Annotated in this window: 12 protein-coding genes and 3 rRNA genes; 7 read left to right on the top strand and 8 right to left on the bottom strand. The window is 61.6% G+C overall.

Annotated elements, in window-relative coordinates; all coding sequences use genetic code 11:
- The first annotated feature begins 101 nt into the window (after positions 1 to 101).
- The 5 genes from KI794_RS15655 (at position 102) to KI794_RS15635 (ending at position 6,872) form a co-directional block, all read left to right on the top strand.
- A 16S ribosomal RNA gene (locus KI794_RS15655) occupies positions 102 to 1,624 on the top strand.
- Between the two features lie 441 nt (positions 1,625 to 2,065).
- Positions 2,066 to 5,178 (top strand): 23S ribosomal RNA (locus KI794_RS15650).
- Between the two features lie 132 nt (positions 5,179 to 5,310).
- Positions 5,311 to 5,427: ribosomal RNA gene (gene rrf, locus KI794_RS15645) — 5S ribosomal RNA — on the top strand.
- The 16S, 23S and 5S rRNA genes sit together here, the layout of an rRNA operon.
- A 143-nt stretch (positions 5,428 to 5,570) precedes the next feature.
- Positions 5,571 to 6,245 carry an esterase/lipase family protein gene (locus KI794_RS15640; protein WP_255808604.1) on the top strand — a complete coding sequence of 225 codons (675 nt, stop codon included), beginning with the start codon at positions 5,571 to 5,573 and terminating at the stop codon, positions 6,243 to 6,245.
- Positions 6,246 to 6,254: 9 nt separating this feature from the next.
- The gene (locus tag KI794_RS15635; protein ID WP_255808603.1) at positions 6,255 to 6,872 is read left to right on the top strand and encodes a mismatch-specific DNA-glycosylase; all 618 of its coding nucleotides are present in this window, start codon (positions 6,255 to 6,257) and stop codon (positions 6,870 to 6,872) included.
- Here the strand turns inward: KI794_RS15635 and KI794_RS15630 are convergent.
- From KI794_RS15630 to KI794_RS15620, 3 genes are all read right to left on the bottom strand, one after another.
- Positions 6,869 to 7,135, bottom strand: a complete 267-nt coding sequence (locus tag KI794_RS15630; RefSeq protein WP_119282526.1) for a DUF7218 family protein — start codon at positions 7,133 to 7,135, stop codon at positions 6,869 to 6,871. The genes KI794_RS15635 and KI794_RS15630 overlap by 4 nt on opposite strands.
- A 44-nt stretch (positions 7,136 to 7,179) precedes the next feature.
- A complete protein-coding gene (locus tag KI794_RS15625) occupies positions 7,180 to 7,359 on the bottom strand; it encodes a hypothetical protein (protein WP_119282527.1) in 180 nt (59 codons plus the stop codon).
- A gap of 211 nt (positions 7,360 to 7,570) precedes the next feature.
- Complete coding sequence (locus tag KI794_RS15620; protein WP_255808600.1) at positions 7,571 to 10,168, bottom strand: helix-turn-helix transcriptional regulator; 2,598 nt, start codon at positions 10,166 to 10,168, stop codon at positions 7,571 to 7,573.
- 387 nt (positions 10,169 to 10,555) lie between these two features.
- Between KI794_RS15620 and KI794_RS15615 the strand changes: the two genes are divergently transcribed.
- Positions 10,556 to 16,297, top strand: a complete 5,742-nt coding sequence (locus tag KI794_RS15615) for a CshA/CshB family fibrillar adhesin-related protein (RefSeq protein ID WP_255808598.1) — start codon at positions 10,556 to 10,558, stop codon at positions 16,295 to 16,297.
- Between the two features lie 93 nt (positions 16,298 to 16,390).
- Positions 16,391 to 17,926: an asparagine synthase-related protein gene (locus KI794_RS15610; RefSeq protein ID WP_255809785.1), complete on the top strand. Its 1,536-nt coding sequence runs from the start codon at positions 16,391 to 16,393 to the stop codon at positions 17,924 to 17,926.
- Positions 17,927 to 18,002: 76 nt separating this feature from the next.
- On the opposite strand, the gene KI794_RS15605 is transcribed toward KI794_RS15610, so the two are convergent.
- From KI794_RS15605 to glsA, 5 genes are all read right to left on the bottom strand, one after another.
- Positions 18,003 to 18,938, bottom strand: a complete 936-nt coding sequence (locus KI794_RS15605) for an ABC transporter substrate-binding protein (RefSeq protein WP_119282531.1) — start codon at positions 18,936 to 18,938, stop codon at positions 18,003 to 18,005.
- 32 nt (positions 18,939 to 18,970) lie between these two features.
- Positions 18,971 to 19,768, bottom strand: a complete 798-nt coding sequence (locus KI794_RS15600) for an ABC transporter permease (RefSeq protein ID WP_119282532.1) — start codon at positions 19,766 to 19,768, stop codon at positions 18,971 to 18,973.
- A complete protein-coding gene (locus KI794_RS15595; RefSeq protein ID WP_119282533.1) occupies positions 19,765 to 20,955 on the bottom strand; it encodes an ABC transporter ATP-binding protein in 1,191 nt (396 codons plus the stop codon). Before KI794_RS15595 ends, KI794_RS15600 begins: the two co-directional genes overlap by 4 nt.
- On the bottom strand, positions 20,952 to 21,557 hold the full coding sequence (locus KI794_RS15590; RefSeq protein WP_255808596.1) for an ABC transporter permease: 606 nt from the start codon (positions 21,555 to 21,557) through the stop codon (positions 20,952 to 20,954). The genes KI794_RS15595 and KI794_RS15590 overlap by 4 nt, the downstream gene beginning before the upstream one ends.
- 210 nt (positions 21,558 to 21,767) lie before the next feature.
- Positions 21,768 to 23,573: a glutaminase A gene (gene glsA / locus KI794_RS15585; RefSeq protein ID WP_119282535.1), complete on the bottom strand. Its 1,806-nt coding sequence runs from the start codon at positions 23,571 to 23,573 to the stop codon at positions 21,768 to 21,770.
- Between the last annotated feature and the right edge of the window lie 17 nt (positions 23,574 to 23,590).

Here is a 23,590-nt window from a genome sequence, read left to right as displayed (position 1 = left end):
GGATAACAAAGAAATTTCGTCAGTATTGATGAGTTTCTGTTGTCAGGTTAAACTCGCTCGCTTGCATGGCTTATTCCGCTGTGTGTGTGGGCATGTAATTTTTTACGGAGAGTTTGATCCTGGCTCAGGACGAACGCTGGCGGCGTGCTTAACACATGCAAGTCGAACGATGAAGCCCAGCTTGCTGGGTGGAAGAGTGGCGAACGGGTGAGTAACACGTGAGTAACCTGCCCTGAACTCTGGGATAAGCACTGGAAACGGTGTCTAATACTGGATACGACCTATCACCGCATGGTGTGTAGGTGGAAAGATTTATCGGTTCTGGATGGACTCGCGGCCTATCAGCTAGATGGTGAGGTAATGGCTCACCATGGCGACGACGGGTAGCCGGCCTGAGAGGGTGACCGGCCACACTGGGACTGAGACACGGCCCAGACTCCTACGGGAGGCAGCAGTGGGGAATATTGCACAATGGGCGCAAGCCTGATGCAGCAACGCCGCGTGAGGGATGACGGCCTTCGGGTTGTAAACCTCTTTTAGTAGGGAAGAAGCGAAAGTGACGGTACCTGCAGAAAAAGCACCGGCTAACTACGTGCCAGCAGCCGCGGTAATACGTAGGGTGCAAGCGTTGTCCGGAATTATTGGGCGTAAAGAGCTCGTAGGCGGCTTGTCGCGTCTGCTGTGAAATCCCGGGGCTCAACCCCGGGCCTGCAGTGGGTACGGGCAAGCTAGAGTGCGGTAGGGGAGATTGGAATTCCTGGTGTAGCGGTGGAATGCGCAGATATCAGGAGGAACACCGATGGCGAAGGCAGATCTCTGGGCCGCTACTGACGCTGAGGAGCGAAAGCATGGGGAGCGAACAGGATTAGATACCCTGGTAGTCCATGCCGTAAACGTTGGGAACTAGATGTAGGGCCTGTTCCACGGGTTCTGTGTCGTAGCTAACGCATTAAGTTCCCCGCCTGGGGAGTACGGCCGCAAGGCTAAAACTCAAAGGAATTGACGGGGGCCCGCACAAGCGGCGGAGCATGCGGATTAATTCGATGCAACGCGAAGAACCTTACCAAGGCTTGACATAACCGAGAACGCTGTAGAGATACAGAACTCTTTGGACACTCGGTTACAGGTGGTGCATGGTTGTCGTCAGCTCGTGTCGTGAGATGTTCGGTTAAGTCCGGCAACGAGCGCAACCCTCGTCCTATGTTGCCAGCACGTTATGGTGGGAACTCATGGGATACTGCCGTGGTCAACACGGAGGAAGGTGGGGATGACGTCAAATCATCATGCCCCTTATGTCTTGGGCTTCACGCATGCTACAATGGCCGATACAAAGGGCTGCGATACCGCGAGGTGGAGCGAATCCCAAAAAGTCGGTCTCAGTTCGGATTGGGGTCTGCAACTCGACCCCATGAAGTCGGAGTCGCTAGTAATCGCAGATCAGCAACGCTGCGGTGAATACGTTCCCGGGCCTTGTACACACCGCCCGTCAAGTCATGAAAGTCGGTAACACCCGAAGCCGGTGGCCTAACCCTTGTGGAGGGAGCCGTCGAAGGTGGGACTGGTGATTAGGACTAAGTCGTAACAAGGTAGCCGTACCGGAAGGTGCGGCTGGATCACCTCCTTTCTAAGGAGCACTCAGCAACATGGTTGCTGCAGAATGGTGCGTTCATCACCGATCGTGTGATGCGTAACCGCTCATGGGTGGAACATTTGATAAAGCAAGCTGTGATTAGCTCGCCGGTGTGAGTACATCATGTCCGTTTTTTACGGGTGTGGGAGGAAAGCTTGGGTGAGTTGGTGATTGCTTCATTAAGTGCATACTGTTGGGTCCTGGAGACCCAGACCTGCTGATGCTTTTTGGGTGTTGGTGGTGCTTGGTTTCTTCAGCCCTGGTGTCTAGAACGTGTTGTCTAGTTGTCCAGGGATTGACCGTACGTTGAGAACTACACAGTGGACGCGAGCATCTTCGATACACGCACCTGACCTTTCGAGGTTGTGGTGTGTGTCTCATTGGTCACGTGAGATTTTCGGATCTTACGTGTTTCTAAATAATTTACTTATGTGATTTCAAGTTTCGAAGAGCAAACGGTGGATGCCTTGGCATCTGGAGCCGAAGAAGGACGTAGTAATCTGCGATAAGCCTCGGGGAGCCGATAAACGGGCTGTGATCCGAGGATTTCCGAATGGGGAAACCCCGCCAGCGCGCGTGCGTAGCTGGTGACTCCCGCCTGAATATATAGGGCGGGTAGAGGGAACGTGGGGAAGTGAAACATCTCAGTACCCACAGGAAGAGAAAACAACATGTGATTCCGGTAGTAGTGGCGAGCGAACCCGGATGAGGCTAAACCGGTGGTGTGTGATACCTGGCAGGGGTTGCATCATCGGGGTTGTGGGACGTTTCAAGGAGCGCTGCCATGCTTCTAGCGTGAATGTTCAGGTTATAGGGGAACCGCTTGGAACGGCGGACCGGAGTGGGTGAGAGTCCCGTACCCGAAATGATCTGGCTGCGCGAGGCGTATCCCAAGTAGCACGGGGCCCGAGAAATCCCGTGTGAATCTGTCAGGACCACCTGATAAGCCTAAATACTCCCAGATGACCGATAGCGGACTAGTACCGTGAGGGAAAGGTGAAAAGTACCCCGGGAGGGGAGTGAAATAGTACCTGAAACCGTTTGCTTACAATCCGTTGGAGCAGCCTTGTTGCTGTGACAGCGTGCCTTTTGAAGAATGAGCCTGCGAGTTAGCGATATGTGGCGAGGTTAACCCGTGTGGGGAAGCCGTAGCGAAAGCGAGTCTGAATAGGGCGATTCAGTCGCATGTCCTAGACCCGAAGCGAAGTGATCTATCCATGGCCAGGCTGAAGCGCGTGTAAGAGCGCGTGGAGGGCCGAACCCACTTAGGTTGAAAACTGAGGGGATGAGCTGTGGATAGGGGTGAAAGGCCAATCAAACTTCGTGATAGCTGGTTCTCTCCGAAATGCATTTAGGTGCAGCGTTGCGTGTTTCTTGCCGGAGGTAGAGCTACTGGATGGCCGATGGGCCCTACAAGGTTACTGACGTCAGCTAAACTCCGAATGCCGGTAAGTGAGAGCGCAGCAGTGAGACTGTGGGGGATAAGCTTCATAGTCGAGAGGGAAACAACCCAGATCACCATCTAAGGTCCCAAAGCGCGTGCTAAGTGGAAAAGGATGTGGAGTTGCTGTGACAACCAGGAGGTTGGCTTAGAAGCAGCCATCCTTGAAAGAGTGCGTAATAGCTCACTGGTCAAGTGATTCCGCGCCGACAATGTAACGGGGCTCAAGCACGCCACCGAAGTTGTGGCATTCATATAACAGGTAGGCCTTCGTGGTCCAGCCGTATGGATGGGTAGGAGAGCGTCGTGTGGCGAGTGAAGCGGCGGTGTGAACCAGCCGTGGATGCCACACGAGTGAGAATGCAGGCATGAGTAGCGAAAGACGGGTGAGAAACCCGTCCTCCGGAAGACCAAGGGTTCCAGGGTCAAGCTAATCTTCCCTGGGTAAGTCGGGACCTAAGGCGAGGCCGACAGGCGTAGTCGATGGACAACGGGTTGATATTCCCGTACCGGCTGGTAACCGTTCAAGACCTAACTAGTAGTGCTAAGCAAACCAAAGCTTCATGGATCCTTCGGGTGATGTGGGGTGGCGGCTGCGAACCCGAACTGGGGTGGTGAGCGTGAGGTGTGACGCAGGAAGGTAGGTGATCCCGGGCGATGGTTGTCCCGGGCTAAGCATGTAGCCTGCGGGATAGGCAAATCCGTCCCGCATATAAGGGTGAGATGCGATGGGGACCCGTATGGGGAAGTCATTGATCCTATGCTGCCGAGAAAAGCATCGACGTGAGGTTGCTAGTTGCCCGTACCCCAAACCGACACAGGTGGTCAGGTAGAGAATACTAAGGAGCTCGAGATAATTATGGTGAAGGAACTCGGCAAAATGCCCCCGTAACTTCGGGAGAAGGGGGGCCATCCACTTATACGGGCTTTGCTCCGGAAAGGGTGTGGTGGCCGCAGAGACCAGTGGGGAACGACTGTTTACTAAAAACACAGGTCCGTGCTAACACGCAAGTGGACGTATACGGACTGACGCCTGCCCGGTGCTGGAAGGTTAAGAGGAGCGGTTAGCAGACTTGTCTGCGAAGCTGTGAATTTAAGCCCCAGTAAACGGCGGTGGTAACTATAACCATCCTAAGGTAGCGAAATTCCTTGTCGGGTAAGTTCCGACCTGCACGAATGGCGTAACGATTCCCCAGCTGTCTCCACCGTAAACTCGGCGAAATTGCAGTACGAGTAAAGATGCTCGTTACGCGCAGAAGGACGGAAAGACCCCGTGACCTTTACTACAGCTTGGTATTGGTGTTCGGTGTGGCTTGTGTAGGATAGGTGGGAGACTGTGAAGCGGGCACGCTAGTGTTCGTGGAGTCATTGTTGAAATACCACTCTGGTCATATTGGATATCTAACGACGAACCCTGATCGGGTTTTCGGACAGTGCCTGGTGGGTAGTTTAACTGGGGCGGTTGCCTCCCAAAAAGTAACGGAGGCGCCCAAAGGTTCCCTCAACCTGGTTGGCAATCAGGTGGCGAGTGTAAGTGCACAAGGGAGCTTGACTGTGAGACTGACAGGTCGAGCAGGGACGAAAGTCGGGACTAGTGATCCGGCAGTGGCTTGTGGAAGCGCTGTCGCTCAACGGATAAAAGGTACCTCGGGGATAACAGGCTGATCTTGCCCAAGAGTCCATATCGACGGCATGGTTTGGCACCTCGATGTCGGCTCGTCGCATCCTGGGGCTGGAGTCGGTCCCAAGGGTTGGGCTGTTCGCCCATTAAAGCGGTACGCGAGCTGGGTTTAGAACGTCGTGAGACAGTTCGGTCCCTATCCTCTGCGCGCGTTGGAAATTTGAGAGGATCTGACCCTAGTACGAGAGGACCGGGTTGGACGAACCTCTGGTGTGCCAGTTGTTCTGCCAAGGGCATGGCTGGTTGGCTACGTTCGGGATGGATAACCGCTGAAAGCATCTAAGCGGGAAGCCGGCCTCAAGATGAGATTTCCGTAGGAGTTTACTCCTGTGAGGCTCCCAGTAGATGACTGGGTTGATAGGCCAGATGTGGAAGCGCGGTAACGTGTGGAGCTGACTGGTACTAATAAGCCGATGACTTGACTTCATCCCAAATAGTGTTTTGGGGCATGAGTAAAGTGTTGTAACGATGTTCGCGTCTACTTTGTGGTTCTTGACGTATGGCCACAACCCCAGCACGTTACGTGCCTGGTCGGGGTTGGTTTCATGTCAATAGAGTTTCGGTGGTTATAGCGTCAGGGAAACGCCCGGTCACATTCCGAACCCGGAAGCTAAGGCTGACAGCGCCGATGGTACTGCGAGGGGGACCTCGTGGGAGAGTAGGACACCGCCGAACATTTTGTTGGGAAAGCCCCGGAGCAATTGCGCTCCGGGGCTTTCGTCATTTCAGGGACCTTTGTCCACCCGCACCGCAGTGAAGCTACGATAGCCAGTGTGGGGCACGGAATGGGTGCGCCGCCCGAGGGTTTTGGGGGCTGCATGACAGGCGTTGGCCGGTTGCGTAAGGCGTACTGGTGGGCGCTCGACTATGGGTACGCAGCTGCTTGGCAGGTTCGTTCCTTACTCCCCGGGCCCAAGCCCGAAGAATTTCTCGACGGTGAACAAGCTCCTGTGGTCATCTTGCCCGGGGTCTACGAGTCTTGGAAGTTCATGCTTCCGCTCGTCCGCGAGCTTCATGCGAACGGTCATCCAGTCCACATCGTTCCCGGCCTCGGCCGAAATCGGGTTCCGGTCATCGAAGGGGCGAACATGCTCGGTTCATATCTCCAACGGGAGAACCTGACCAACGTCGCACTTGTTGCGCATAGCAAGGGCGGCCTCATCGCGAAACACCTGCTCGCCTTTGGCGACGCAGCGGCGCGGGTGCGCATCGTCATCACCATCTCGACGCCATTCGGCGGCTCTCGCTACGCGACGTACTTGTTGAATCGATCGCTTCGTGCGCTCGCCCCCACGAGCGAGACGATGGTCTCGCTGGCCCGCGCCGTTGAGGCGAACGCCAAGATCGTGTCGATCTTCCCGAGCTTCGACCCGCACATCCCAGAGGGAAGCTTTCTCGCCGGTGCGAAGAACGTCAAGTTGCCAACCGGCGGGCACTTTCGTGTACTCGGCGACCCAGCGGCCCGGGCGGAAGTCTTGAAGTCCACGTCGTAGGATTTGAGCATGGATCGACGACCCTCGCCAATGGGTGGGCGCAAGCCCACGACAGCGGACCTGGCCAGGTTCGCGGGTCTCGACGCGAACGCGCTCGACGACGTGCTTCCGAAGGCCGGAGGTAAGCGTCTCCGACTGCTCATCGTCGGAGTGAATCCGGGCCTGTGGACCGCCGCAGTAAACGCGCCCTTCGCGCGACCGGGAAACCGCTTCTGGCCCGCGTTGTATCGCGCGGGCCTCACCGACACCCTCGTCGATGCCTCGCGCGGTCTCAGCGAGGCTGACGAGCGGGCGCTGATTGGCGCTGGTATCGGCATTACAAATCTTGTCGGCCGCGCCACTGCGCGAGCCGACGAGCTCAGCCGAGCCGAGCTGATCTCCGGCGCAGACAGGTTGTTAGGCGTTGTCACGGAGCTCCAGCCGGAGCGGGTCGCCGTCGCGGGAATCACCGCGTTCAGGATCGCCTTTGGTCAGCCCAAGGCAGTACTCGGCAAGCAGGATTCCTCACGCATCGAGGGTTGGCCACGCGGTGTCGAGCTGTGGGTAGTGCCGCAGCCCAGTGGTCTCAACGCGCACGAGAACGTGGACACACTTGCCGAGAAGTGGCGGGCGGTGTTCTCCGGTTAGTGCTCGCGCAGCATTCGAATGAGTTCGGCCTTGCGTTTGCGCGAGTAGCCAGTGAGGCCGAGCTCCTTCGCACGCTCGCGCAGTTCTTGCACGGTGCGATCCTCGTAGTCTTTCGCCTCACCGCCTCGTCGGCCGAGCGCCTGCCGCCCCTCCCGCGCGGCGGCATTGGAGATCCTTGCGGCCTTCTCTTCAGAGTTTCCCTCGGCACGTAGCCGGTCGTAAAGTTCTGGGTCCTTCAACTGTGGCGTCTGCTGTTGTGGCATCTCCAGCTTCCTTCCCCTTCGCTTGCTGATGTGGCGTTCGCCCCTTAGTCAGGCGTATCGAGCGTGATGATCTCCTCGTCCTGGCGCTCAGTTGAACCCTTCCTCGGCTCACTCTGAGCAGCATCGCGGGTTTCGAACGCATCGGCGCCCTCGTGGTCGTCGAGTTCTGTGCTTTCGTCAGGGCCGGTCGCACCGCCGGGCCTGGGGCGCGTTGAGTCTCGCATCTTGCCTCTCCCGTCCTCCGATCCGGGATGTACTTGTCAGCACTCCCCAGAACGGAACGTTAGGTCTGTTGGGTGTCTACGACCGTAGCAGCGAAAGCCTCCACATCGTGTGGGTATCGTTCGAGAGTGTCCTGTGAACTAGGGGACGAATACGACTGGGGATGCCACTTGGCGGAACGGGAGACCGTGGCCCGCCGTGGGGTCGCCGAAACTAAGCGACGTCGCCTGTTCCCGTTGCGCTGCCACTCTTGGGCGCGTTAGACACCGCCGCGCTCAGCTCGCCGCGAGACGAGATGCCGAGCTTCTTCATGGACCTGGCGATGTGATTTTCAACGGTTCGGACGCTCAGCGTCAGCCGCTCAGCAATCTCACGATTGCTGAGCGTTGCTGTCAACGGGGCGATCTCGCGCTCGCGTGGCGTCAGCGTCTCGACCCATCGCACTGGTTCTCGGACAACGACGTGGCTCAGTGGCTCCCGGTAGATCTGGAAGGACTGGTGGGCTTCGGAGACTGCACGCGCATAGTCTGCCGAGGGGACAATACCTGCTTCCTGCTGCGCATATTCGACGTCCTCGAGGAAATCAGCCGCCGTCGTGAGCTCAGACTGGGTGACGAGCTCCCCAAGATGCACCATCAGTTTCGGATCCTGACGCAGCGCAGCGCGCGCGAACTTGATCAACGGCCTTGTCCAGACAAACGGGTCCTTCGCACTGATTCGCTCGAGAACCTCAAGCGTTTCCTCCGAGGGAGCGAGTTGAAAGGCGAAGCGTGCCGAGGACCAAGCGGCGTCAAAGAAAGAATGCTCGTAGCACTCAAGAGCCTCGCCATAGAAGATCCGACCTGCAGCTTGCCGGTCGCCAGTGAGAAGAACCTCGAGCGCATCACCAAACTCCGGCCGCATCGCAGGGAGCGGGCCCCGCAGCGCAGAGTAGCCCCTACTCTCGCTGAGCAGCGCGGTTGCGATGTCGGCGCGTCCGTCGCGGAAATGGAGAAACGCTGACCACCGCAGCATTGCAGCGTACAGTGCGCCGTAGCGCAGATCCAGATCGCCGATCGAAAGGGCCTGACTGAGGATCTGACGGGCCGCAGTCACTCGACCGATACCGAGCAGAAGCTGTGCTCGAACGTAGGAGTTGACCAGGAACGGAACCGGATCATCGCCAGGACCGAGGCTCAGGGGGTCCGTCAGGAACTCCTCAACCGCGTCCATCGCGACTGCCCGGCGGGCGAGCGTCACGAGGCGGCTCTGCTCCGAGATCACTCGCTGAATCGGCAGGGAGCCTGCCGGCTCAGCGATTTCTGCTTCAGAGAGCACCTCGCCCGAGGTCGTTCGGATGTAGGCGGCAATGGTCCGAGTGAACCCGACGGGATCCGTGTCGGAACGCTTCAGCCAGCGTTTGACCTCGGGCCTCAGGCCTTCACGCCCAAACAGCAGGTACATGTCGTAAGCATCGAGGGCTGGCGCGAAGCTCGGGTGCAGCTTCCGGAGCGCCTCCGAGTGTCGAAGTGGCAGCGCGATGTCTTGTTGCCGAAGTATTTGCTCATGCAAGGCGAGCTGCAGCAGCTCGGAATCCGATGCTGCATCTGGCGAGGTTCGTTCAAGAACCTCGACAGCCGTCGCGACGTAGGTGCCTGACTGCAGGAGAGTGTCGAGGTACGCAAGGGCCCGAGCCGGATCCTGATTGCGTCGCCACTCGCGCCCAGATACAACCAGCCTATGCTCGGTCTGCTCCCGCAAGAAGCGAGCCAAGCCTGCATTGTGGGTCTCTTCCGTATCAGAATGCATCGAGTAGAAGTCCGCGCGCAGGGCCGTGAGCTCGACGCCTGAGTCAACCTGCTCCTTGTGTACCGCCGCATACCGGCTCAGCAACTCGCGTGCCGCGATGTGCTGCAAGTCGATGGGACGTTGCCGGAAGTAGTCGGCAACGAGCGCGGGGCGTGGTGAGACGCGTGAGCGCCCATGCGGGTCGCGAAACACCGTTACGAGACCGCTGCGTGACAGTCTGTCAGCGGAGACCGGATCAAAGTTCTGAAACTCGTCGGCCGCGAGATCCCCGACGAGTGACAGCGCGTGCAGGAGCCGAATCGAGGTGTCGTCGAGAGGCGCCAGGAGGCGTTCGATGATCTCCTCGAGGCCTTCGTTCCACAGGCTGCGCTCTGTTGAGATCCAGCGATCGGGATGCTGGATGAGCTGGCCGGCGGCCTGGGTTGTGCGGAGAATGTCGGCTGCGACGCCAGTGATGCCCGACGACATCGAGAAGATCTCCGAGGCAATTTCCGGACTGACGTTGCCCTGCAAAAAGCGTTGGGAGAGCACGCCGACCTGCTCAAAACTGAGCGCGGAAAGCTCTACACGAGCTTCAGCGCGCAGCATGTGGGCAATGACTCGTTGCTCAGCGGACAGGTTCTGGAACGGCGGGGTGACAAACACTCCCGACACGCCATCACGCTCAAACAGCGGGGCGATGGCCTCAGCCGAGTGCAGATCGAGCCACTCGGCATCGTCGATGAGGATCACGGGGCTGGGAGAGCGGCTGAGTTCGATCGCGATGATATCGCGTGCTTCGCTGGGGGTGATCTGCGGCGCGAGGCGGTCCCCGGAAGACAATGCTTGCCGCAAAGCGCCGTAGCGCGTCGTGGCAAGGGTCGGTTCGCCGGCGATCCTGATAACGGTGAATCCCTGCGCATTCAACGCCGATTCGAGCTCTGCAAGGAGCGTCGTTCGGCCGAACTCTTTGCTTGATACAAGGCGTACGCTCTCGTGACGACGCGCGTGATGGAGTAGCTTGCTCAGTTCCTTTGCGCGCATGCCACCGCTTCCTTCTGCGCCGTCGACATCGCTGTGTCCGACCGGGGTTGCTGTGCAGCCACTGCGGGTGCACCGTGTTCTTGAATGTTATACGGAAGTTGGGCGCTATTGCATCCGCTACGTCGTGGCAAGATGCTGCGAACGTTGTGCCGCAAGTTTCTGCGGCGGCACCGGCGACCTGCCCATATGCAGAAGCCGATTGGCTGTGTATATTTGCAGGCAGCCCGTAAAAGAAGTGAACGGTCATTGACACGGAGTCGGTCGAACTGTTCACGCACCGACATTGCGGGCGAACGCGGCACATTCGGGATGTCGCAGGGGTTGGGGGGACGCATGACTGAGGGAACCAAACGCGCCAGCCGAAAGCGCAGGTTGAGACTGAGGCCGGTGCTGTCAGCCCTGGTCGGCGCCGTGGTTGTCGTCGGCTCGCTCGTAGTACCACCTGTGGCAGCGCAGGCTGAATTTGCATCGGGTGGCACCGGCGACCACCGCGCATCGATCGACTGGTTCACGTTCGGGGAACCGGGCATGCCGATTGCCGAAGGGCAGACGTACACCAATGAACGCGAGATCGGCGACGACACAATCGTTTCGACGTGCACGATCTCGGGGATTCACGGCGAGGTCAGCACCTACCGCTCAGGCGAGTTCGCTGGCGACGGGCTCTCGCGGCTCTACTACCAGGGCGGCCCCGGAACCGCGAACACGATGGTGAATGGCATCACCAACACGCAGTTTGGTGCTGCTGCAGACTTCCTCTTCGACTGTTCCGCGACATACGTCACCTCAGCGGGAGTGACGACAGAGATTCCGCTGCAGGGGCTTGTTGTTGCCGACGCCGAATCCTCGAGCAATGCGACGGACGAGTGGATCCAGGTCGATCCGCGCCCGGTCGGCACCGACGTGACCTGGCGAATTATCGATCGCGCGAAGAACGCGAGCTGCCCCGCTGAAGACACCACGATGGCAACGCCCACCGCCGAGGGCGGGCTGCGGTTCGACCCCGCCCGCTACGAGTGCATCGGGTGGGCGAGCGAAGGTTTTGGGCCGATGGCTGTCGGCTTCATGGAGGGCGCGACCTCCGCGCATGTGTCGATGAATGGCGGAGGGCACAGCGCCGTCGCGCTCGGAATGGTGATGAGCGTCGACTTCGGCGATGCTCCTGCTTCCTTCGGCGCGGCAGGAGCGATCTTCCAGCCCGAGTGGACCGGCACCGAGATTCACAGGGGCGATGCTCCGCGTGACGTGTTCGCCGACGACTTCGAACTTGGAGCGCCGGGGGAATCTCCGCTGACGCTTGGCGAGCGGATCGACGCCGAAACCCATCACCTTCACAGCTGGGATGCCCTGCTCGATGACGAGACTGGAAGGGATCTGGATGACGGGACCTTCCCCGGAAGTGACGAGGACGCAATTCCGCTCGACGCGCTCCCGCGCGCGGAAGAGGGGCAGCTGTTCAACGACGGTGATCCCCTCATCGTTGAGTGCCGCGGAGACGGCTACGTGGCTGGCTGGCTCGACTGGAACCGCGACGGGGCCTTCGACCCTGACACCGAACGGTCGACCATTGCGGAGTGCGCCGGAGGGTCAGCGACGCTCGAATGGCCTGACCTCGCGGAACTTGGGCCCGCTGAAGGCGCCTATTCGCCCGTCGTGTACCTCCGCCTGCGAATCGCGGCATCGGTCGACGGCCTGAACCCCACCGGCGTGCTCGTGCCAACAGGCATTGGTTCGGCGGGCGAAGTCGAGGACTACGCGCTCGGCGTCCCACTGATCGAAGCGTTCAAAGAATCGGATCCGCTCTCGGGCTCGCCAGTGCTGCCCGGAGAAGAGATCACCTACACCCTGACCCTTCGGAACATCGGCGAGGTTCCGGGCAACATTGTGTACGACGATTTCATCGGCGGTGTGCTTGATAAGGCCGACTTCGTGCCCGGCTCGATTTCAATTGAATCACTCGATGGGCCAGATCCGCACGGCATCCAAGTCGTCGGTGACGGCCCAACTGGAAGCCCGGCGCGCCTCGACATCACTGGAGCTCTTCAACCCGGGCAGATCGTCAACATCACCTACAAGGTGACGGTCAAGGCCGCCGCCGCTGCTGGCGACGTCCTAGAGAACTACCTGCTGCACGTTGACGACGATGGAGAGCCCTTTCCCGATGAGGAGACCGACGAGTGCCTCGCTAGCAACCCACGCTGCACGACGCACGAGGTACTCGGCGCCGACCTTGAGGTGAAGAAAGGCTCGCTTCCGGGCGATGGACAGGTAGTGCGGCCCGGCCAGACGATCACGTACCGGATTGATCTGGAGAACAACGGCACCGCGATCGCGCCCGTGGACTACACGGACCACCTCACGGAGGTGCTGAAGTACGCTGACCTCGACCCAGCAAGCATCAAGATTTACGGCGCGTTCGTCCCGGGGAGCCCGCCCCCACCCGCGCCAGAAGAGTATTCAATCGAAGCGGCATACGACGACGCTACGCAGAGCATTCGCGTGACCGGGCAGATGCACCCGAAGAACGGCGGCCGCGTCGAGTATGTGGTGCGCGTGCACGACCCGATAACGCCCCCGGAAGCAGGAACGCCGGCGCTTGTGAACGTTGTTACCGAGGGCAGCACGACACCGCCCGAGGTCTGTGAGCCGGGAGATGAGCTCTGCACCACGCACCCTGTCGAGCTGCCGAAGCTCGTCGTGAGTAAGTCGGCAGATCCGACCTCTGGTTCGGCCGTTGTCGCTGGCCAGGAAGTGAAGTACACGCTGGCCTTCGACAACACCGACGGCGGAGCGCCCGCCACTGTCAACCATGTCGATGATCTCACTGGCGTACTCGATGACGCGACAGTCACCACCGAGCCGACAGCATCGGCTGCAGGTCTCACGCCCGCACGTGACGGTGAGACGCTGACAATCGCGGGCAAAGTCCCTGCGGGAGAGCGCATCACGGTGAGCTACGGCGTCACAGTGAACAACGACGGCGAGCGAGGGGACGAGCAGCTCGCGAACTTCGTGTTCGAGGAGGGCGCTGAACCGCCGACGACGTGTGAGCCTGGTGACGACACGTGTACGACTCACCCTGTCGAGAAGCCCGAGCTTCGCGTGTCGAAGGCTGCCGCCCCCGAATCAGGGCAGGCAGTCATTGCGGGAGATGTGGTGAAGTACACACTCACGTTCGACAACTCGACGGGCAGCGCCCCAGCGGCAGTGAACCACGTCGATGATCTCAGTGACGTGATCGACGATGCCGATATTTCGGTTGAGCCGGTGGCGTCGGCGCCTGGGCTCGTTCCTGTGCGAACAGGGGCAACTCTGAGTGTGACAGGTGCTGTGCCGGCGGGCGAGACAATCACTGTGACGTATTCCGCCGAGGTGAAGGCCGAGGATGAGCGCGGCAACGAGCAGCTCGCGAACTTCGTGTTCGAGGAGGGTAGCGAGCCGCCGACCACGTGTGAGCCTGGCGACGACACGTGCACGACGCACCCCGTCGAGAAGCCCGACCTGAAGGTTTCGAAATCAGCGGGCCCCGCTTCTGGTGAGTCTGTGATCGCTGGTCAAGAAGTGACGTACACGTTGACGTTTGATAATTCGACTGGGAAGGCGCCTGCAGCGGTGAACCATGTCGATGATCTCAGTGACGTGCTTGATGATGCTGAGCTTGTGGCCGGGCCGGTTGTTGATCCTGCTGGCGCGCTTGTTGGTGTGATTGATGAGGCGACTGGGTTGTTCCCGATTTCGGGGTCGATTGCTGCTGGCGCGAAGGCGAATGTGAGTTACACGGTCAAGGTGAAGGCTGATGGCGAGCGTGGGAACGAGCAGCTCGCGAACTTCTTGTTCGAGGAGGGAGTTGAGCCGCCGACGACGTGTGAGCCTGGTGATGATCTCTGCACCACACACCCGGCGGAGTCAGCTGACGTCTCGGTGAAGAAGTCGTCAGACCCGGAGACAGGAACCGAGGTTGTTGCCGGCCAGGCTGTGAAGTACACGCTGACGTTTACGAACACAGGCACTGCGCCCGGCGACGTCGACTACACAGACAATCTGAGTGATGTGCTCGACGACGCTGGGATCACCGCGCAGCCTGCCTCGTCCGACGCGTCGCTGACTCCGACACTCACTGGCGATGAGCTTCGGGTGACCGGTCGGCTGGCGGCCGGCGCAACTGTGACAGTCAGCTACGAGGTCACTGTCAACGCTGACGGTCAGCGCGGCAACGACGTCCTCGGCAACGTTGTCGTCGAGACCGGCGAGGACCCTGTGTGTGACCCTGAGGCAGAGAACTGCACAGAGCACCCTGTCGTGTTCCCTGCCATTGAGCCCGCGAAGGGCTCCGATCCTGCCTCAGGGACAGTGCTGCACGAGGGCGACGAGGTCCGGTACACCCTCACCTTCGCGAACACCGGTACCGGTGCTGGCGCACTCGCATATCGCGACAACCTTGCAGAGGTCCTGGACGCTGCGGATATCGTCCGCGGCCCGACAGTCGCGCAGGGCGAGGGATCAAGTGCGACCGCGACGCTGAGCGGCGACGGCATCGACGTCGCTGGCCCCATCGCGCCGGGCGACACCGTGACTGTGACGTACACAGCGAGGGTGAAGGTCGGCATCGACCACGGCGCCCGACTGACGAACTACCTGCTCACCCCTGGCGAGGAGGTGCCTGCGCTCTGCCTCCCGGAGAACCCGCGCTGCACCGACCACCCCGCTGTGGTACCCGAGCTCGACGTCGACAAGAGCGCCGATCCAGCCTCCGGCACGCCGGTAGAGGCCGATCAGGTCGTGACCTACACGCTCTGGTTCCACAACTGGAGCCCCGCCGAGAAGCGTGTTGACTTCGTCGACACCCTGACCGACGTGCTTGACGACGCGAACTTCGTCGAGGGATCGCTCGAAGTCGACACGACAGCGCTCAAGGCAGTTCTCGCGGGCGATGAGATCCGGGTCACCGGCACACTTGCGCCCGACACTGAGACAACTGTCACTTACAAGGTGAAAGTGAAGCCTGACGCCGAACGGGTGCCAGAGGGCGAAGCTCCCACAGGAACGACTCCAAATCAGCTCGGCAACCATGTCATTGAGAGTGGTGGCGAGCCGCCGACCGAGTGCCTGCCGACCGACTGGCACTGTACAGTCAACCCGATGCCAAACGTCGTGGCGAAGAAACTCTCTGACCCGGCTTCGGGCGAGCCCGTCGTCGAGGGGCAAGAAGTTGGCTACACGCTGCAGTTTGAAAACATTGGAACTGCGGCCGGGAAGGTTGCCTATCGCGACACCCTGCGTGACGTACTCGACGACGCCGATTTCGTTGATGGCTCGCTCGCAGCCAGCGAGGGGCTTGAAGCCTCAGGTCCGACTGAGAACGAGATCATCGTGACAGGATCGCTCGAGGCCGGTGCGACAGGCACCGTCGCGTACCGCGTGAAGGTCAAGCCCGACACTGAGCGCGAGAGCACAGGCAACAACCAACTCGCGAACTTCGTGTTCGGTGAGGGCACCGAGCCGCCGACCACCTGTGAGCCCGGCGACGACTCGTGCACCACGCATCCCGCGGCCGACCTCGTCGTGACGAAGGGCGTTGACCCCGAGTCGGGAACCACTGTCGTTGCCGGCCAGGATCTCTCCTACACGCTGACATTCTCGAACCTCGGAAACGCTCCTGGCGAGGTCGCGTACGAGGATCACCTCGGTGGCGTGCTCGACGACGCGACCCTCGTGTCAGGGCCAGATAGCGACAGCGAGCTGCTCTCGGCGACGCTCGTCGGCGACAAGATCCTGATCGGAGGCGAACTGCACCCAGGCGAGACAGTCAACGTCACCTACACGGTGAGGGTGCTTCCCGACGCCGACCGAGGCGATGACGTTCTCGGCAACTTCGTGCTGAAGCCTGGCGTGACTCCGCCGACTGTCTGCGAGCCTGAATCGACGCTGTGCACCGAAAACCCAGTGTCTCCGACGCCGGAGCAGCCAGTTCCGCCGCTCGAGGAGACGGGTGGCGCGAGCACCCTGCCCTGGCTGCTCGGCGGTGGGGCAGTGATCCTGCTCGGTGCTGCGTTGCTCCTGGTCAGGCGCGGGCGTGCCTCCTCGCGGGCCGACAGTGCAGGCGAGGCCTCAGAGCCGACCGACAGCTAAGCCGCACTGCGGGCGCGCTGGTTCAGAGCGCGCCCGCAGCGGCAGCCGATAGCCTGGAGGTTCGTCGGAACTCTCTCCAAGGAAGTGATCGTGATGTCGGCCATCGTTGCCGCGTACGGACCGTTTGATGAACACCTCGGGCAGCGAATGCTCGACCGAATGCAGCACAGGGGCCCGCACGGCCGCGGTGTGAAGCGGGTCGGTGAGGCCTGGATCGGGACACACCACCTTGCGGTCATGGACCCCGGGGCGAACCCGCCGCCGCTGTCGGCCCCTGATGCGGGGCTCTGGCTTGTCGGCGACGGGGTGATTTACAACCATCGGCGCATCCGGCAGGTACTCGGCGACGCCGGATTTGCAACAGGTTCCGACCTGGAGGCCGCCCTGCGGCTCTACGCTCGAGACGGGGTCGCAGCCTTCACCCGACTGTGGGGCACGTTCGCGCTTGCCATCGCAGGCGAGGCCGGAGAATTTGCGGTCGTTCGTGACGTTCTCGGAATCGCGCCGCTGTACTGGGCAAGGCGGGGTGCGACGACGCTGTTCGCGTCTGAGATGAAAGCATTTGATGAAGAATGGCGCGAGTTCGTCGAGCCCTTCCCTCCCGGTCACGCCTGGACTCCGAGCGGTGGTCTCGTCGCCGACCCCGCAGCGGTGTCTACCGTGCCGGTCCTGTTACAGAGTCGAGCGGCCGACGAAGAACCGCCTGCGTGGGTGTTCGACGCTGTGCGGGAGACACTCATTCGCGCTGTCGGTGAGACGCTCGACGCGCGCAGGCCAGTCGGAATACTCCTCTCGGGCGGCGTAGATTCGAGCATCATCGCCGCGATCGCGGCGCGGCTCGCAGCACAACGCGGGGTGACGCTGCCGAGCTTCTCCGTCGGGCTCGCCGGCAGCCGCGACCTCGCCGCTGCGAAGCTTGTCGCTCAGCACGTTGGCACCGACCACCACGAACTCACGTACACCGCGGAGCACGCGATAGAGCTGTTGCCCACAATCATCGGTGAGCTCGAATCGTTCGACCCGAAGCTCGTACATTCCGCCGTACCGCACCATCTTGTAGCGGCGCTCGCCGCCGAGCACGTCACTGTCGTGCTCGCGGGCGAGGGGGCAGACGAGCTCTACGCCGGGTACTCGCACTTCGGCAGGCACACCGACGGCGCGGCTCTCCACGGCGAACTACTCGACACGCTCGACGGCATGCACGCTGGTGGCCTGCAACGGGTCGATAGGGTCGCCGGGGCGCACGGCCTCGAGCCGCGGCTCCCGTTTTTGGATCTCGACGTCGTTGAGCTTGCGATGGCGCTGCCGCCGGAGTGGAAACTCATCAGTGAGAAGCGCCCCGCGAAGTGGCTGCTTCGGCGCGCGTTCGACGGCTGGCTGCCCGACGAGGTGCTCTGGCGTCGCAAGGAGCAGTTCGGCGAGGGCACAGGCATGAACGATGTGCTCGGCGACCACTTCTCGGCGGTGCCGAAGGCGACAGAGGTAACGCCGGACGAGCTGCGTGCAGCGGCCCCCGAGCTCGACCCGCCGCTTCGCACCGCAGAGGAGCTCGCCTACTACCGTATCTTCTCGCAAGCGCTCCCAGGGATCGACGCCCAACGCACGGTCGGGCGCTTCGTCGAAGCGTAGCCGAGGCCGGCAGAAACGACGCGGCGGCCGGGGAGGAACGTTCCTCCCCGGCCGCCGTGTTGGTGTCGCTGCTGGGTTACGAGATGAACCCCTCGGCGGTCAGCCACTCCTCGGCGACGTCGCGGGGATCCTCACCGTCGTTGTCGACCTTACCGTTGAGCTCGGTGATCGCTTCGTTCGTGAGTGCCTCCGAGATGGGGGCAAGAATTGTCGCGATCGCCGGGTACTCGTCGAGCGTCTCCTGACGCAGCGTCACAGCTCCGGCGTACTCCACGAAGAACTGCTTGTCGTCATCGATGACAGTGAGGTCATTCGAGATCACGCGCGCGTCGGTTGAGAACACCTCGCCGAACGAGCACGAGTCGCCGATCTGCGTGTAGATGAGGTTCAGGTCAAGCTCGACGATCTCCGAGAACTTGAACCCGTAGGCGTCCTGGAGGCCCGGGAGCCCGTCATCGCGGTTGATGAACTCGCTTGCCGCGCAGATCGCAGCATCCTTCGGGTTCTTATTCACGTAGGCTGCGACGTCTGACATCGTTGAGATGCTGTGTTCCTTCGCGAAGTCGCTCTTCACCGCGACGCGGTACGTGTTCTCAAAATTCGCAGGCTCAAGCCAAGCGATTCCGTTGGCCGCGTCCGCCTCAGCTACCGCAGCGTAGAGATCTTCGGGAAGGTCTTCGGTCGTGTTGCCGAGCACGTTCACCCAGCCGGTACCCGTGTAGTCCCAGTAGATGTCGATCTCGTTCGAGACCAGCGCTTCGCGAACCGTCGCGCTGCCAGAAATGCCAGTCTGGTCGGTGATCTTGGCGCCTGCATTCTCGAGCGCGAGCGCGGTGATCTGCGCGAGCACGTGTGACTCGGTGAACTCCTTCGAGCCAACGGTGATGCTGGCGCCCGAAAGCTCGCCGTCGGCGGCTGGCGCCTTGGAATCGCCGGTACTGCAGCCGGTGAGCGCGAGCGCGATGCCCGCGCCTGCTGCGAGAACCGCGAGCGCCTTACGTGAGGTCTTCATGAGTGTCTCCTCTGAGTTGATGGATGGTGAGTCTAGAGTCCGCGCGGCCGCAGAATGTCTTCGGCGAGCCCCGCGAGATAGTCGATCGTGAGCGCGAGCACGGCGGTCAGCGTTGCGCCAACAAGCTGTACGACGAACCGGTTGGTGGTGAGGCCAGCGACAATAACGTCACCGAGCCCGCCCGCGTTGATGTAGGTCACGAGCGTTGCAGTGCCGACGTTGATGACGAGGGCGGTGCGAATCCCCGCAAGGATCACTGGTACCGCGAGCGGCAGCTCAATCTTCCGCAGGACAGTGAAGCGAGACATTCCCATCCCACGGCCCGCCTCGAGCACCGACCTGTCGACCTGCTCGAGGCCGACGATCGTGTTCAGCAGCACCGGCACGATCGCGTAGGCGGTGAGGCCGACGATCGCCGCGTTAAAACCGAGAAACAGGAACGCGACGGCGAGGATCACCAGGATGGCGATCGTCGGAACTGCCTGGCCCAGTGTGAGCAGGGTGATGAGATACGGGCGGAACCAGCGCGCAAACCGTCTGCTCAGCAGGACACCGAGGGGCACAGCGATGACAAGCGTGCAGAGCGTCGAGACAGCGGTCAACTGGACGTGCTGCCAGATCGCAGTGGTGAGCCGCTCGGTGCTCAGCGCACGCGCCTCGATCGTGTCGAGTGTCTGGCTGGAGACGTAGGCGTAGAGCGCGAGGCAGACGGCCGCGAGCACGAGCGGCATGGTGAGGTAGCGCCCGGCTGCCTTGCGCCAGCGCCCTGTGCTTCCCGCGCCGCCTCCCGATTGGACGCGGCTTGCCGCGGCGACGTCGACGACGCTCATCCGTGCTCCTCGTCCTGAAGGCCCGCACGGGCTTCGCCGACTGCGCGACTGCGCATCGCGCGGATCGTGTCGTGGATCTGTTCGAAGTCGGCAACGCCGATGTATGCGCCCGTGCCATCAACAACCGCAGTGACGCTGTGGCGTGAGGTGATGAGGGCGTTCAACACGTCAGACAGTGTGGCGTGTGGCTCCATGTGGTTCACCGACGTGCCGAGCTCGGCGAGGGGTCGGCCTGCGGCTGCCTTGAGCTCATCGGCGTCAACCCATCGGATCGGTCGCCCAGCGGCGTCGAGCACAAGGAGCGCGCTCTCTGCGGCATGGCGAAGCTGTTCGAGTGCCGCCTCTGCAGACTCGCCTGCTGCCACCGTCGGCCATTCGCGGAGCGCGATGTCTGAGACGCGCGTGAGCCCGAGCCGTTTCAGCGAGGCGCCGCGACCGATGAAGTTCTTCACGAACTCATTCGCGGGCGCGGTCAGGATCTGCTCTGGCGTGTCGTACTGTGCGATGCGCGATCCTTCCTGCAGGATCGCGATGCGGTCACCGAGCTTGATCGCCTCGTCGATGTCGTGCGTGACAAACACGATCGTCTTGCGCATCTCGGCCTGCATGCGAAGCAGCTCGTTCTGCAACCTATCGCGTGTGATCGGATCGATCGCCCCGAACGGTTCGTCCATGAGCAGCACGTCTGGGTCCGCGCCGAGCGCACGCGCGACGCCGATACGCTGCTGCTGGCCGCCAGACAACTGTTTTGGGTACCGGTCACGGTACTCGGCAGGGTCGAGGCTCACCATCGTGAGGAGCTCGTCGACGCGTTTCGCGGTGCGAGCCTTGTCCCAGCCGAGAAGCTTCGGCACTGTCGCGATGTTCTCACCGATCGTCATGTGCGGGAACAGCCCGATTTGCTGGATGACGTAGCCGATGCGGCGCCTGAGCTTGTCTGGATTCACCTGAGTGACGTCTTCACCGTCGAGCATGATCCGCCCGCCAGAGGGTTCGATGATCCTGTTGATCATCTTCATTGTCGTCGTCTTGCCGCAGCCAGACGGGCCAACAAGCACGACGATCTCACCGGCGCGAATCTCAAGGTCGAGGCTGTCGACAGCGTTGCGATCCTGGCCGGGATAGCGCTTGGTGAGCCCCTGGAGGTTGATCATCACGGTCTCGGTTGTCGTGGGCTGTTCAGTCATCGGATTCCCTTAGAAGTCGTGAGTCGACGCACAATGTGGAACAGCACGTCAGACAGAATGGCCAGGATGACGACGCCGAGCGCCCCCGCGAGCACGAAATTGATCGCCACGGGGGTGCCGACGCGTGCGAGGCCGGTGAATATGAAGTTTCCGAAGCCAGGCCCGTTCACGATCGACCCGATCGCGGCTATGCCGAGCAGTGACAGCGTGGTCACGCGGACGCCCGTGATGATGACAGGCCAAGCGAGGGGCAACTCGATGCGGAAGAGTCGCTGTGCTCGGGTGAGCCCCATCCCGCGGGCAGACTCGGTGATCGCCGGGTCGACCCCGTTCAAGCCAGCGACAGTGTTGCGGATGATCGGCATGAGGCCATACATCGTGAGCGCCACGACGACGGGCTTCGCGCCAAGGCCGAGGGGGCCGAGCAACAGGATGAAGAGGGCAAACGACGGGATCGTCAGCATCGCTCCCGAGACGGCAAGGGTGAAGTCACGCGCCCGCTCGTTGCGGTGCGTGAGGACGCCGAGCGCTACGCCGAATACCGTGGCGAGGAGCACAGATATCCCGACAACTGCGGCATGGCCGATGCCCATTTCGAGCATGTCGTCTGCGCGCTTGATTAAAAATTCGAGAAAACTCACAGTCCCTTTCGCTGTCCGCCCTCATCGTTCTCGCGCTTCGTTGTGCTCGAAGGTGTTGGCGCCACTCAAGAAACCAGAGTGTTAGCGACGGGGAGGAGGATTAATTTCCACAAGAACCTATTGTACAGCACGACGTTTCCCCAGTTCAGGGGCGTACTCAGCGCCTATCGATCAGTCTCGGATACGCGCCGCGTTTGCGCGGCTGAAGCGGTCGACGCGCATGTAGGCGTCGCGGGCGAGCGCACGCCACAGCTGCACAGCAAGGGCAGGATCGCGTTCCTCAAGCGCCTCGATCTCGTCTGCGGTCAGCACCATGAGCTCGACGGGACCCTCGGCCTTCGCCGTGGTCTCCTGCCGGTCGTCCTCGCCGAGCGCGAGTTCGCCGAACGTCATCCCAGCGCCGAGGGTGCGTAGCCGGAACCTCGTGCCGTCTGTGTGGGAAGCGACGATGCTGATGGTGCCCGAGAGGATGAAGAACACGCCGCCGAAACGCTGCCCCACGCGACGAATCACCTCGCCGTCGTCGTAGTGGCGACGGCTCATGTGCGCCGCCAGCGCGTCGGCATCGGCTGGGGTGAGCGGCGCGAGCACGGGGGAATCGACTACGGAGACGGCGCGGGGCATTGCCTCTGGGCCACCGTAGCGCTCGAGCAGGCGGTGCTCGCACTCGGCGATTGCGCGATCGCGCGAGTCGAATATTGTGATGCCACGCGTGTCGACGCCATCGAGCACATCGTCGGGATCAACGAGCAGAATCTCGCGCCCGTTGTCTCTGAAGTCTTGGAACACCGCGTTGATCATGCGGATCCCGGCATCGCCGACCTCGTCGACGTCGCGAACGTCAATGACAACGACATCGATCTCGTCGCCGAGGGAGCTCAACTCACGCACGACTGTCTCAGTGCCCGCGAAGAACAGGTCGCCCGCGAGCTCAATCACGAGCGCCCGCTCGCTCTGCTCCTGCAGTACGTCTGCAGCGGCCTCGGTTCGACGGATGTTCGACGGCTCCGTGTCGATCGTGCGGATCGAGCGGATCGCTGACCGCCCCTGGCGCGCCGAGCGCACAAAATGCATCTGGAGGTCTGACGAAATGCGGCGGCACGCTGCCGCGCCGCGCACACTGTTGCCGTGCGTGTCGAGCGGGGGCGAGTAGACCGCGAGCCCAACCTGGCCCGGGAGCACAGCGATGATTCCACCGCCGACGCCTGACTTCGCCGGCAGTCCGACACTCGTCGCCCAGTCCCCGGCGTCGTCGTACATTCCTGAGGTCATCATGACTGACAGCACACGCTCGACTGCCTCGTAAGGGAGCACCTCGGTGCCTGTCACCGGGTTCGTGCCGCCAGAAGCAAGCGTCGCCGCGATCATCGCAAGGTCGCGGCAGTCGACCTGCACTGTGCACTGGCGCAGGTAGGTTTCGAGCGCGCGAGTGGGGTCGCCCTCGACGACGCCCGCGGCGCTGAGGAGGTAGGCGAGCCCGTGGTTCCTATCGCTGCGCGCGCGCTCGGCCCGGTACTCGCGGCCGTCACTGCGAAGCTTGCGGGCAGCGAACTCGGAGTAAGTGTGCTCAATGCGTTGAATTGGGGTGCGCCCGCCCGAACCCTTGATGAGCGAGGCGACTGCGATCGCGCCAGCATTGATCATCGCGTTCGCGGGTCTCCCGGTCTCCGGGCTCGACGAGATCTCGTTGAATGGATCGCCCGATGGCTCAACGTCGACGTGCGCATCGACAGCATCCATGCCGAGCTCGGCGATTGCGAACCCGTAGCTCAACGGCTTTGAGATCGACTGCAGCGAGAACTGCTTGCGTGTGGTTCCTACCTCGTAGACGTGACCGTCAACGGTCGCGAGGGCGATGCCAAAGTCGGAGGGATCAAGGTCTGCGCTCGACGGCCCGACCGCATACGGGACGCCGTCGCGCAGCTCCGCCAGTTCGGCGTGCACGCTGCGAAGGTAGCTCAGTACTGGTGATTCCATACTTCGGAGTGTAACTG

The sequence above is a fragment of the Leucobacter aridicollis genome (genome assembly GCF_024399335.1).
GTDB classification, from domain to species: Bacteria; Actinomycetota; Actinomycetes; order Actinomycetales; family Microbacteriaceae; genus Leucobacter; species Leucobacter aridicollis_A.
This window is presented reverse-complemented; position numbering and strand designations above follow the sequence as displayed.